The organism is Emticicia sp. SJ17W-69 (genome assembly GCF_051209875.1).
Classification (GTDB): Bacteria; Bacteroidota; Bacteroidia; order Cytophagales; family Spirosomataceae; genus Emticicia.
On record NZ_JBNTQY010000001.1, the window covers coordinates 2,823,129 to 2,836,193 of the forward strand.

At 33.2% G+C, this 13,065-nt stretch carries 10 protein-coding genes; 5 read left to right on the top strand and 5 right to left on the bottom strand.

Translation table 11 applies throughout. The annotated features are described in order from the left end of the window. Positions 1–2 precede the first annotated feature (2 nt). Positions 3–671 carry a DUF2461 domain-containing protein gene (locus ACQUQZ_RS11515; RefSeq protein WP_435355079.1) on the top strand — a complete coding sequence of 223 codons (669 nt, stop codon included), beginning with the start codon at positions 3–5 and terminating at the stop codon, positions 669–671. Between the two features lie 21 nt (positions 672–692). Here ACQUQZ_RS11515 and ACQUQZ_RS11520 read toward each other — a convergent pair whose 3' ends face one another. The 5 genes from ACQUQZ_RS11520 to ACQUQZ_RS11540 form a co-directional block, all read right to left on the bottom strand. Continuing rightward, positions 693–1,883 (bottom strand): aspartate aminotransferase family protein, encoded by a 1,191-nt coding sequence (locus ACQUQZ_RS11520; protein ID WP_435355080.1) that lies wholly within the window; start codon positions 1,881–1,883, stop codon positions 693–695. Positions 1,884–2,179: 296 nt separating this feature from the next. Then, the gene (locus ACQUQZ_RS11525; protein ID WP_435355081.1) at positions 2,180–2,899 is read right to left on the bottom strand and encodes a LytR/AlgR family response regulator transcription factor; all 720 of its coding nucleotides are present in this window, start codon (positions 2,897–2,899) and stop codon (positions 2,180–2,182) included. Positions 2,900–3,022: 123 nt separating this feature from the next. Further along, positions 3,023–4,036 carry a sensor histidine kinase gene (locus tag ACQUQZ_RS11530; protein WP_435355082.1) on the bottom strand — a complete coding sequence of 338 codons (1,014 nt, stop codon included), beginning with the start codon at positions 4,034–4,036 and terminating at the stop codon, positions 3,023–3,025. 171 nt (positions 4,037–4,207) lie between these two features. Next, complete coding sequence (locus ACQUQZ_RS11535; RefSeq protein ID WP_435355083.1) at positions 4,208–5,551, bottom strand: MFS transporter; 1,344 nt, start codon at positions 5,549–5,551, stop codon at positions 4,208–4,210. 31 nt (positions 5,552–5,582) lie between these two features. Then, complete coding sequence (locus ACQUQZ_RS11540) at positions 5,583–7,331, bottom strand: alpha-amylase family glycosyl hydrolase (protein ID WP_435357651.1); 1,749 nt, start codon at positions 7,329–7,331, stop codon at positions 5,583–5,585. A gap of 171 nt (positions 7,332–7,502) precedes the next feature. Here ACQUQZ_RS11540 and ACQUQZ_RS11545 point away from each other — a divergent pair, with 171 nt between their 5' ends. The 4 genes from ACQUQZ_RS11545 to ACQUQZ_RS11560 all read left to right on the top strand — a co-directional run bounded on the left by ACQUQZ_RS11545 (position 7,503) and on the right by ACQUQZ_RS11560 (position 13,044). Continuing rightward, positions 7,503–9,380, top strand: a complete 1,878-nt coding sequence (locus tag ACQUQZ_RS11545; RefSeq protein WP_435355084.1) for a glycoside hydrolase family 13 protein — start codon at positions 7,503–7,505, stop codon at positions 9,378–9,380. 70 nt (positions 9,381–9,450) lie between these two features. Further along, the gene (gene pgmB, locus ACQUQZ_RS11550) at positions 9,451–10,098 is read left to right on the top strand and encodes a beta-phosphoglucomutase (protein ID WP_435355085.1); all 648 of its coding nucleotides are present in this window, start codon (positions 9,451–9,453) and stop codon (positions 10,096–10,098) included. 2 nt (positions 10,099–10,100) lie between these two features. Further along, positions 10,101–10,667, top strand: coding sequence for a DinB family protein (locus ACQUQZ_RS11555; protein ID WP_435355086.1), 567 nt, complete (start codon positions 10,101–10,103; stop codon positions 10,665–10,667). A gap of 52 nt (positions 10,668–10,719) precedes the next feature. Next, positions 10,720–13,044, top strand: a complete 2,325-nt coding sequence (locus ACQUQZ_RS11560; protein ID WP_435355087.1) for a family 65 glycosyl hydrolase domain-containing protein — start codon at positions 10,720–10,722, stop codon at positions 13,042–13,044. Positions 13,045–13,065 lie beyond the last annotated feature (21 nt).

Here is a 13,065-nt window from a genome sequence, read left to right on the forward strand (position 1 = left end):
TAATGCTTAGCCAACATACGCTCCAATTTTTAACAAATCTTTCTGAAAACAACAATCGAGAATGGTTTCATGCCAATCGAAGAGATTATGAGAAAAGTAAAATAGAATTTGAAACATTGTGCCAAACTATTTTGGATGGCATCGCTCAATTTCAAGAAAATCTGCACAATACGACTGTCAAAAGCTGTATATTGAGAATCAATCGAGATATTAGGTTTTCGTTAGATAAATCACCCTATAAAAAATATTTAGCTGCTGGATTTGGCCCTGGGGGGAAAAGTTCGGGCAGAGTTGATTTTTATTTACACATCGAACCCAATGAATCTTTTCTTGGAGGTGGAATGTGGTCACCTACCTCAAGCCAATTGGCGAGTTTTAGACAAGAAATTGATTATAACCCACATATAATCAAGGGAATCATTGAAGACGAAACCTTTAGGCAATATTTTAATGAGATTCATGGCGAAAAAGTCAAGAAAATGCCAAAAGGCTACCCTATCAACCATCCTGATATTGAATTATTAAAATATAAAGAATTATTCTTTGTTCATAAATACCCAAACAATTCAGTAATGGACGCAAATTTTGCTGGTGAAGTTATCAAAGGTTGTAGAATCTTAAAGCCATACCTTGATTATATCAATCATTTATTTTTTGGCGATGAGAGTTGACGTTGTATCATTTTAGATTCATTATTCAATACAACTGAGTATAACCTCGCAAGCCCATGAAATTTCATTTTCAGTAATTATCAAAGGTGGGGCAATTCGCATCGAATTATCACAATACAAAAACCAATCAGTGATCACACCTTTTTCAATAGCTTTATCAATAATTGGTTTTAAAACATCAAAACTATCAAATTCGGCCGCAAGCATCAAACCTTTACCTCTTACTTCTTTAATTTTTGGATGTACCAACAATGATTTAAATAAATCAGATTTCTTTTCAATATCCAACAACATTTTTTCTTCTAAAATTGCATTCAATGTTGCTAAAGATGCCGCACAGCTAACTGGGTGACCTCCAAAAGTAGTAATATGACCTAAAATTGGATTATCTTTAAACACTGACATTATTTCTTGGGATGCAATAAAAGCTCCTATGGGCATTCCGCCACCCATTCCTTTAGCACATAGTAAAATATCAGGACAAATATCATAATGTTCAAAAGCCCAAAATTTACCAGTTCTACCAAAACCTGATTGTACTTCATCAAAAACCAATAATGCTCCAACCTCTAAACATCGTAGTTGCAATGCTTGTAGGTAATCCATATCAGTAGGTCTTATACCTGATTCTCCACCGATTGGCTCAAAAAAAACTGCAGCAGTACGATTATTGATTAGTGATAAATCTTCAAAACAATTTCTTTTAATCTTTTTTGTTGCGGGCAAAAGAGGGCGATAGTTTCTTCTAAAATGTTCTTCACCAAGTGACAATGCACCTTGAGTCGAACCATGATAAGAATTATAACATGAAATAATTTCTGAACGTTTGGTAAAACGTTTTGACAATTTCATAGCACCTTCAACCGCTTCTGTACCAGAATTTGTAAAATAGACATTATTTAAACTTAATCCAGATGAAGTATGAAAATGACTGAGTGTATTTACAATGGCGTTTGCTAATTGCACTTGGGGCGATTGAATGTATTCTCCATAAACCATCAAGTGTAAATATTTGTCAACTTGATTTTTAATAGCTTCTACAACTTTTGGGTGGCGATGCCCTACATTACTGACTGCAATTCCAGAAATCAAATCAATATATTTTGTATTATTTCCATACAAATATATTCCTTCAGCTTTCTCAATTTCAAGTGCTAATGGAAAATCAGATGTTTGAGCAAGATTTTGTAAGAAAATTTGACGTTGTGTCATTTGCATTATTATTTTTTCACAAATTTGACATAAAAAAAACTCGTATGCAAAGCCCACGAGTTTTAAGTACTAACCTATTATTTATGAGTAGTTACTTACTCCACTATTAAACTTTTCTTTAAATCACTCTTTCTTCTAAATTATTGATTATTTCAACCATTTGAGATAAGAATTAATGAGTTATAATTTAAAACACACAAATCAATTAACCATTTTTTTTTCTTAACACGAAAATAATTGATATTTTACATTGTGCAACACACTTGCGACAAAAAGCCTAATTTATGCGACCTTTACTATTTACCGCCAATTCGACGCATCAAATCTTCTGAAAATTGCTCACTTACAGGTATTAAGTGTGTTCCAATGGTAATTTTTAAGTTGCGAATTGATTCAATTTTATTTAATGAAACTATATAAGATTTGTGAATTCGCATGAAAGGCATCGAAGAAAACTTCTCCTCAATACTTTTCATTGTCATCCGAGTGATCACTGGGCGACTTTGTGTACTCAAATAAATTTTTATATAATCTTTCAATCCTTCAATATAAAGTATATCTGCATATCTTATCTTAACTAAAGAATATTCTGCGTTGACAAAGAAATGCTCATCAAAAACATTTTTTGTTGAATAAGTATTGGATTTCAATTGATGAAGCTCATTTGCTTTGTTAACCGCCTTTAAAAAACGTTCAAAAGAGACAGGTTTGAGTAGATAATCAACAATATTTAATTCAAATCCTTCTAAAGCATATTGTTCATAAGCCGTAATAAAAATAACCATTGGATTTGAAACCATGCTTTTTAAAAACTGAACCCCAGTAATTCCAGGCATTTGAATGTCGAGGAAAATCAAATCAATTGATCTGTTTTCTGCTTTTTCTGTTTGAATCAAATCAATTGCTTCAAAAGCATTACGGCAACGGCCAACAAATTCTAAATATGGAATCTGTCTAATATTATCCTCTAGCAAGTCTAATGCCAATGGCTCATCATCTACGGCTATACATCGCATCTCAATTATATGTTAAAGTATTAAAATAATAGGTATGTTTACTATAACAATATATATATTTCAATACAAAACTACATTTTGTTATAATATTTGATTCACTTGTAAAGATTTATACCAGCTTTCTTATTGCTTAAAATTAAGTTGCAAATCGGTAGTATAAAGATTATCTTTTTCTTCAACATTTAAAACATATTGATTTGGGTAAAGTAGTTCTAATCTACGTTTCACATTTGCTAAACCTATGCCTGAAGCACCGTCTTTTACCTCTTGTTTATCCGAACTAAACTTATTTGTCACTTTAAAATGCAATTGATTTTTGGTAGTTTCTAACTCAATTTTAATGATTGGTTTTTCAACTAACCCAACACCATGTTTGAAAGCATTTTCTACAAATGGGATCAATAACATTGGTTCAATATTTTTGCTCAATAATGGTTTGTTTACAAAAAAATTAATCTCCACATAATCAGCAAAACGAACTTTTTGAAGATCAATATAATTTTCTAAATACTTTACTTCATTATCAAGAGAAATCTGTTTGTCATCTTTTTCATAAAGCATATAACGCAATAAATCTGACATTTTAAGTAGAACTGGTTCAACCAAATCAGACTTTTTTCGATTCAATGATACCAAACTGTTCATTAAATTGAACATGAAGTGTGGCGATATTTGTGAACGAAGAAATGAAAGTTCAGACTTCAGTCGCTCATTTTCTGTTTCCCTTTGTACTTGTTGTGTCTTTTGGTAATCAGAGAAAAAACAGTAGGAAGCACTGATACCAAATATAAAAAAGTATTGAATAAAGGTGTTTACATAAAATAACTGACTTGGAGCCCCTTCCACAAAATTAATGCGTACATAGTATCTACCCATCACTAAACAAACCATTACCACAATTAACAGCAAAAAATATTGAATGGGTTTTTTCTTATAAATTCTGGGAAAAAGATACTCAGAATGAATATAAAATAAGATAATACATGAAATAGAAACATAAGCCCAATAAATTCTACTTGTGTAGGGATTTACCGAAGGCCGATCTGAATCTCTTTGTAAATTCAATAATGGTAATGTTGTATAACCTAACCAAATGATTCCATGTAAAAAAGTATATAAGTATCTATTCTTAAACATACTATTTGAATTATATGATACACAATGATAGGAATTAACTTGATAAATATAACATAAACAAGATAACAAGTCATAAATGAACGATTTAATAGTGTTTTTCATAGACGAAAAAGCCCTCAACAGATTGTGAAGGCCTTTAATATTTATGAAATTATCTAATCTTAAATCCTATTATCCGTTATTATCATCTACAAATCTTACAAAAAAAGCAGCAATTAATAAACTTACGCCACCAGCTACAACAATATAAAGTGGAGCTTCAATTGAGCCTTCACCAAATATGGTTTTTACGATTTTACCTAAAAATAAAGAGGCAAGAATCTCGGGAATAACGATAAAAAAATTAAATATACCCATATATACTCCCATTTTATTAGGAGGCAATGCCCCTGAAAGTATGGCATAAGGCATTGAAAGTATTGATGCCCAAGCAATACCAACTCCAACCATTGAAAGCAACAAAATATATTGATTTGTAATAAAAAGCACTGAGATTAGTCCAATACCACCACAGATTAAAGCAATTGTATGAACAAACTTTCGACTTGTTTCTTTAGCAATTACAGGAATCAAAAATGCTGCTAAAAAACAGACAACTGAATAAGTGGCAAAGTTGATTCCGTTCCATTCTCCACCAGCCCTAAACTCGGGAGAATCAGCTGAAGTTGCACCAAATATGTGATAAGAAGTCATTAATCCAAAAAACATCCACATACAAAATAAACCAAACCATGTAAACATCTGGACAACAGCCAACTGTTTCATCGTCTTTGGGATACTACCAACTGAATCAAAAAGTTCCTTGAAGTAACCTGCAATACCTTTATTTTCTTCTTTTTCTCTCTCAAATGCTTCCATATCTTCGGGTGGATATTCAGAAGTGGTAAAACATGTATAAAGTACTGATAAAAAGAAAATTACTGCACCTAATTGAAAAGCATATTTTGTAGTCAATGAAATACCGCTTTCGGTTGTACCAATTACCCCCATTTTACTAAAAATCCAAGGTAAAAGATTGGCAAATGTTTGTCCTAAACCAATAAAAAAGGATTGCATAGCAAATCCAGCCGTACGTTGGCTAATATCTAATTTATCAGCAACAAAAGCCCTGAAAGGCTCCATTGAAACATTGATACTTGCATCAAGTACCCAAAGCAAGGTAGCTGCCATCCACAACAATTGCGATTCAGGCATAAAAAATAATCCAAGTGAAGCTAAAATAGACCCAATAAAGAAGTATGGTCTTCGACGGCCAAATTTTGTCCAAGTCCTATCACTCATTGAGCCAATCAAAGGCTGAATCAAAAGCCCAGTCATAGGTCCAGCCAGCCATAAAATAGGAATTTCATCTGGGTTTGCTTTGAGTTGGGCATAAATACCACTCATATTAGCAAGTTGTAATCCCCAGCCAAATTGAATTCCAAAAAAGCCGAAATTCATATTCCATAATTGCCAAAATGAAAGTTTTGGTTTAGCTTTTCCGCCCGAGGTTTGCATTGTTGTCGATGCTGCCATTATTTATAGGTTAAAGGTTGAATTTTTTATGCTACTTTATTTCAAAAACTGTTACACTATTCGGTGCTAAATTAACACTAAGTGCTTCCAAAAATGAAATAGCTTTTGTTTGCTGATTGATTGTTTGACTATTGGAATATTTATCAAAACTCAAAACGTTTGTATAACTAATTGGAGCTTTGGTATCAAGTTTCATCATATCCCATGCTCCTTGCGGAATGAAAACATTGGTTGAATATGATTTTTCCAAGTCAAAGTTGCAAATAAACAACAATTTTTGATTTTCTGTAAACCTTAGATAACTATATATTTTTTTATCGTTGTAATTGACAGCTTGACCATTATTATTGACATACTGCAAATCGAAAAATTGTCCATTTTTTACTGCATCACTATTGTTGACAAACTTCAATAGTTCGGAATAAAAGTTTCTGATGTTTTTTTGTTCAGCAGTTAATTTTCCACCATCATATTGATGATTATTTACCCAATTTTGAAATTCGGGGACTCCCCAGTAATCAAACATGGTTGTGCGACCATCATCCCCACTAAAACCTTCTGCGACAACTGGCTTTACGCCTACTTCTTGTCCAAAATATAGCATAACAGGGCCTGTATGAAGGGTGGCACTTACAACCATTGCAGGAATAGCTTTAAATGGATCATTGGCAAAATATTTTGAAGCAATTCTTTGTTCATCATGGTTTTCTAAAAAACGTAACATTCGATTGGCAAAATTACCTGACTCATTTTGCCAAACACCTGTAATGTCATTGGCATTTCCACCACCTTCCATCAATCTACGGAGGGCATCGTACAAACCAACTTTATCATATAAATAATCAAATTTTCCTTCAAACAGATATTGACGATAAGTTTGAGGATTATAAATTTCTGCAATAAAAATGACTTTTGGGTTTATTTTTTTTATTTCAGGAATCACCCAGCCCCAAAACTCAGCAGGAACCATTTCCGACATATCACAACGAAAGCCATCAACTCCTTTTTTAGTCCAAAAAGTCAAAATATCACGCATTTTTATCCATGTATTTGGAATTGGGTCAAAATGTTTCGAACGATTATCCAAATAATCGATTCCGTAGTTGAGTTTAATGGTCTCAAACCAATCATTGATACTTGGCCTAGCTGAAAAGACATCATTACCAGTGGCTTTAGCTGGAGACTCAAAATAACTATTATTTACTTTTACTGGTGGATTGACACCATCTGGCACATTAAAAGCTTGGCCAGGAATGTAATAGAAGTTATTGTAAGGAGCGAATGCCCTATTTTTGTCGTCTTCTTCACCAAAATCTTTCACACCCTTTGGCTTTTTATCCGAATGATAACTTCTGGCCACATGATTCGGCACGCAATCAATCAATACTTTGAGACCATTTTTATGACTTCTCTCAACCAATGCTTCAAATTCTTTCATGCGATTTTTAACATCAACTGACAAATCTGGATTGACATCATAATAATCTTTAATCGCATAAGGCGAGCCAGCAATTCCTTTAACAACTAAAGGATTGTCTTGCGGAATTTTAAACTTTGAGTAATCGGTCATGGTTGCATGCTCAATCACGCCTGTAAACCACACATGAGAAACCCCAAATTCTTTTAGTGCTTTCAGTGCGTTATCATTGATGTCATTGAATTTACCTGTACCGTTTTCTTCTAAAGTTCCGTTGAATTTGTTTGTAGTTTTTAGGTTTCCAAACAAACGAGTGTAAATTTGATAAACTACAAGTTTGTCAGTTTGATTTTCTTTGGTCATTTTGATAGGAATTTGAGCCACCGAAAAATGGCATAAAGCCATCAAAACTATGGCAAATGATTTATACATTTTGTTATAGGTTAAAGTTAGTTTCAAATCTAAACAAGATTTTTTTATGAAAAAATACTTTGATTGTGTTATTTTGCCTAACGAAAAAATACTTTAACTAATATGAAACTTAACAAACTTTCAATCCTTCTTGTTTTTGTACAATTAGGCTTGTCACTCTACGCTTTTAGTCAAAAGCCTGATATTCAACGCATTGACCCTTCAAACTGGTGGGTTGGCATGAAAAATCCCAACCTCCAAATATTGGTTTATGGCAAAAACATTGCTACATCAAACCTAAGTTTAAAACCATACTCAGGAGTTAAATTAAAGAAAATTCAAAAAGTAGAAAATCCCAACTACCTATTTATTGATTTAGAAATTGCCAAAAATACGAAGGCTGGAAAATTACAGTTCACCGTTGGCAATACACAAGGCAGTACCAAAATTGATTATGAGTTAAGAAATAGGACTGCCAAGCCCCAAGCTGTTACCCAATCAGATGTAGTATATTTATTAATGCCAGACCGTTTTGCCAATGGAGATGAGTCAAATGATAAATTCGCTAATATGAATGACCCTGAGGCAGACCGCAAAAGTCCGTGGCTGCGTCATGGTGGAGATTTACAGGGAGTCATTGACCACCTTGATTATTTCAAAGAATTGGGAGTTACCGCACTTTGGATGACACCTATCATCGAGAATAATACCCACCAAAGCAATGAGGGCGGAACCATGCGTAGTTCATATCATGGTTATCATTTCACTGATCATTACCAAATCGATAAGCGATTCGGAGGAAATGAGGCTTATTTAAAATTAATTGGTGCTGCACATAAAAAAGGTATCAAAATTGTACAAGATGCTGTGTATAATCATGTAAGTGAAGATGCTTGGTTTAATAAAGATTTACCCTCAAAAACTTGGATTCATCATTGGGATAAATACACCAATACATCATATAAAGATCAGCCTTTATTTGATGTCAATGGCTCTGCTTATGATAAAAAAGTTACATCTGATGGTTGGTTTACTGCATTTTTACCAGATTTAGACCAAAAAGACCCATTATTAGCAAATTATTTAATTCAACATGCTTTATGGACAATCGAGTATTTTAACATTGATTCTTGGAGAATTGATACTTATATTTATAATGACATGGAGTTTATGAATCGTTGCAACAAAGCGATTTTAGATGAACATCCACAAATGTTGCTTTTTGGTGAATCTGCTGTAAATACACCGATTAGTCAAGCTTATTTTACAAGAAATAATTTGAATATTCCATTCAAATGTAATTTACCAGCAGGTTGTGATTTTGTAGTGCAAGGAGCAATTAATAGTTCATTGAATGAAGATTTTGGATGGACCAATGGTGTAAATAGATTGTATCAAACTCTAGCACAAGACATTGTTTACCAAAACCCTGAAAAACTTGTACCTTTTGTAGAAAATCACGATACTGACCGATTTTTTTCAGTAATTGGGGAAGATTTTAATAAATATAAAATAGGTTTGACATGGCTTTATACATTAAGAGGAATTCCTCAAATGTATTATGGTACTGAATTTTTGATGAAAAACTTCAAAAATCCGACTGATGCAGAGGTCAGAAAAGATTTCCCTGGGGGCTTTAAAGGTGATGCTGAAAATAAATTTACCGCTGCTGGACGTAACGCTAAAGAAAATGAGGCTTTTGATTTCAATAAGAAACTATTGAATTATAGAAAAACTTCTGAGGCTCTTACAAAAGGAAAGTTTAAACAATTTACCCCATTTGATAATGGTATTTATGTGTATTTCAGATATACTGATAAACAAACAGTAATGGTGGTGAGCAATACAAAGAAATCAGAAGCATCATTTTCTACAGAAAACTTTGCTGAAGTAATTAAAGGTGCGAAATCAGCCAAAAATATCATGACTGGTGAAGTTTTGAATGATATATCTAACTTAAAAGTACCTGCGATGACGGCAGTTATTTTAGAATTAAAATAAACTAAGTAAGACGGAGTTCCTACTCCGTCACATTCCGATGGAGTAGGAACTCCATCTTACTAAAAAGACAATGATTAAAGCATTTTTATTTGATTTAGATGGTGTAATTGTCGAAACGGCAATTTTTCATTACCAAGCTTGGCGAAAAATGGCTAATGACTTAGGATTTGATATTTCAGAAGAGTTCAACGAAGGGCTGAAAGGTGTTAGTCGCATGGATTCACTTGATTTGATATTAAAACATGGAGGTGTTGAATTAAGTGAAGACCAAAAGCTTGAATTAGCAGCCAAAAAGAATGAACATTATTTAAGTTTGGTAAGTAAAATGACACCTGATGATATTTTGCCAGGTGTGCAAGATTTTTTCAAGCAAATCAAGCAAACTGATGTAAAAATAGGTTTGGGTTCGGTGAGTAAAAATGCCAAAATGATTTTAGAAGGTGTGGGTCTTTTGGATGATTTTGATGCCATTATTGATGGAACTAAAATCTCAAAAGGAAAGCCCGACCCCGAAGTTTTTTTGAAAGGTGCGGCTGAATTAGGTTTTTCTCAAAACGAATGTATCGTATTTGAAGATGCCGTTGCTGGTGTAGAAGCTGGAAAAAATGCAGGAATGAAAGTTGTGGGCATAGGCAAAGCAGAAATTTTGACAAAAGCTGATATTGTTTTAGCGGGTTTTGAAGGACTTGAGTTAGCAGAACTTTTGAGACAAATCTAAAAATGAATACCCAACAAACTCTCAGACAATTACAAAATGATTTGAATGAAATATTACAAACTTTCAATCAAAAGTTTGAAAAACTTTCAGATAAACAAATTGCTTGGAAACCTTCCCCTGAAAAATGGAATGTGGCTGAGTGTTTGCAACATTTGAATATTGCCAATGGTTTTTATGTGAAAAAAGTAGATGTAATATTATCAAAAATTGATAAAAGCGAATTCCCCACAAAAAGTGAATTTGATTTAAGTTTTCAAGGCAAAATTTTTGTAAATTATATCATTGACCCAAAAACTAAATATAAGTTTTCAGCTCCTAAAGTAACAAAACCTAGACCTGATTTAGATATAACTAAAGTAAAAACAAAGTTTGTCGAAATCATCAATACCTTACAAAGACAAATAGTATTATCAGAAAATTTAGATTTAGAGCGAATAAAAATAGCATCTCCTTTTACAAATTTATTAAAATTTACATTAGGCGATGTTTACATGATTTCAGCAAGACACACACAAAGACACGTTAATCAGGCATTGCGGGTCATTGATTTAGCCGAGTTTCCAAAATAGAAAAAATACTTTACCTATAATAAAGATAGTCAAAAAACTGTCATACTGATTTATGAAAGATTATATTAAGCATGATGCCTGGTGCATTATTGAAGAAGGATTCCACCCGGAACACAACGAAATAACTGAAAGTTTGATGAGTTTGGGGAATGGTCGAATGGGTGGACGTGGAAATTTTGAAGAACATTATTCTGGAAAAACGCTGCAAGGAAATTATGTAGCGGGCGTTTGGTTTCCCGACAAAACACGTGTTGGATGGTGGAAAAATGGTTATCCAAATTATTTTGCCAAAGTAATCAATGCTTGCAATTGGACTGGAATTGATATTGAAATTGAAGGAGAAGCGATTGATCTTAATACAAGTAAGGTTTTATCATTCAATCGAACACTTGATATGCGAACGGGTGTTTTAGACCGAAAATGTGAAATTGAGCTACCAAGTGGAAAAATCCTGAAAATTCATTCTCAAAGATTTTTGAGTTTGGTTGATGATGAAGCTGGAATTATTAAATATGCCATTACTCCTCTTAATTTTTGGGGTTCCGCCAAAGTGACTATCTCACTTGATGGTGATGTTTCCAACAAAGATTCTAATCATGGGGAAAAATTTTGGAAAGAAATTAGTAAAGAAACCGCACACAATGAAGGTTATTTAACTCTTGAAACCAAAAAATCGGCTTGGGAAACTGTACCCACTTTTCAGGTTTGTACAGCTATGAAGTTTGATATTTATCAAGACGCTGAACTTGTTGATTATCAAACACTTCCAATCAAAAAAGAAAGTTATGTAGCCAATGAATTGAAACTCAATTTGGAAGAAGGCAAAGAGGTTTCAATCATTAAATTTGCTGTAAATCTCTCTTCTGAAAATCATTCGATTGAAGACTTAGGCAATCATGCTAAACAGTATATTGCTAAAATTTCAAAAAAAGGTTTTGAACAAATGCTTCAAGAACAACAAGTAGCTTGGGCAAAAAAATGGGAAGGAAATGATATTCAAATCGAAGGAGATGTAGCTGCTCAACAAGCCATTCGTTTTAATATTTTCCAGTTGCAACAAACCTACAGCGGTGAGGATGCTCGATTAAATATAGGACCGAAAGGATTTACTGGTGAAAAATATGGGGGTGTGACGTATTGGGACACAGAAGCTTATTGTTTACCATTTTATCTCGCAACTTCAGACCAAAAAGTTGCTCGAAATTTGCTCGTTTATCGCCATAATCACTTGAAAAAAGCCATTGAAAATGCCGAGAAATTGGGATTTGCGGGTGGAGCGGCACTTTATCCAATGGTGACAATGAACGGGGAAGAATGCCATAATGAGTGGGAAATTACATTTGAAGAAATTCACCGAAATGGGGCAATTGCATATGCCATTTATGACTATATCCGTTATACGGGCGATGAGCAATATTTAGAAGAATATGGCTTAGAAGTCTTGACTGGTATTTCAAGATTCTGGTCTCAACGTGTCAATTGGTCATCTGATAAAAACAAATATGTAATGCTGGGTGTCACAGGCCCTAACGAGTACGAAAATAATGTCAATAATAACTGGTACACCAATTATTTGGCTGTTTGGTGTTTAAAATATACAATAGAAAGTTTTGAAAAATTAAAAGCTAATAATCAATCAAAATTCAAAGAAATTATTGAGAAAACCAATCTTGATTACCAAAAAGAAAGCGAAAAATGGCAGCATATTATTGAAAATATGTATTTTCCTTATGATGAAAATCGACAAGTTTTCTTACAACAAGATGGTTTTTTAGACAAGGAATTACTAACTGTGGTTGATATTGCAGAACAAAGACCAATCAATCAAAAATGGTCATGGGATAGGATTTTACGTTCATGTTTTATCAAACAGGCTGATGTGTTGCAAGGAATGTACTTCTTTGAGTCAGATTTTTCAATCGAAGAATTACAAAGAAATTTTGATTTTTATGAACCAATGACAGTTCATGAATCTTCACTTTCGCCTTGTGTACATGTGATTCATGCAGCAAAATTAGGTAAAAAAGACAAAGCTTATGAAATGTATGTACGCACAGCCCGACTTGATTTGGATGATTATAACAATGATACCGAAGATGGTTTGCATATAACCTCAATGGCAGGAACTTGGCTTTCCGTTGTTCAAGGCTTTGGTGGAATGAGGGTAAAGCAAGATAAACTATCTTTTGAACCATTTTTACCAGAACAATGGCAAGGTTTCTCGTTCAGAGTAGGTTTCCGAAAAAATGCTTTACAAGTTTCTATTAAACCTAATGTGATTGAAATAGAAAATCTTTCTAAACAATCAATCTCTGTTTTAGTTTATGGAAATGAAGTTTTGGTTCCTGCAAATGCTTATAAATCAATTACCTACTAATTTAAGAGTAAACAACATTAA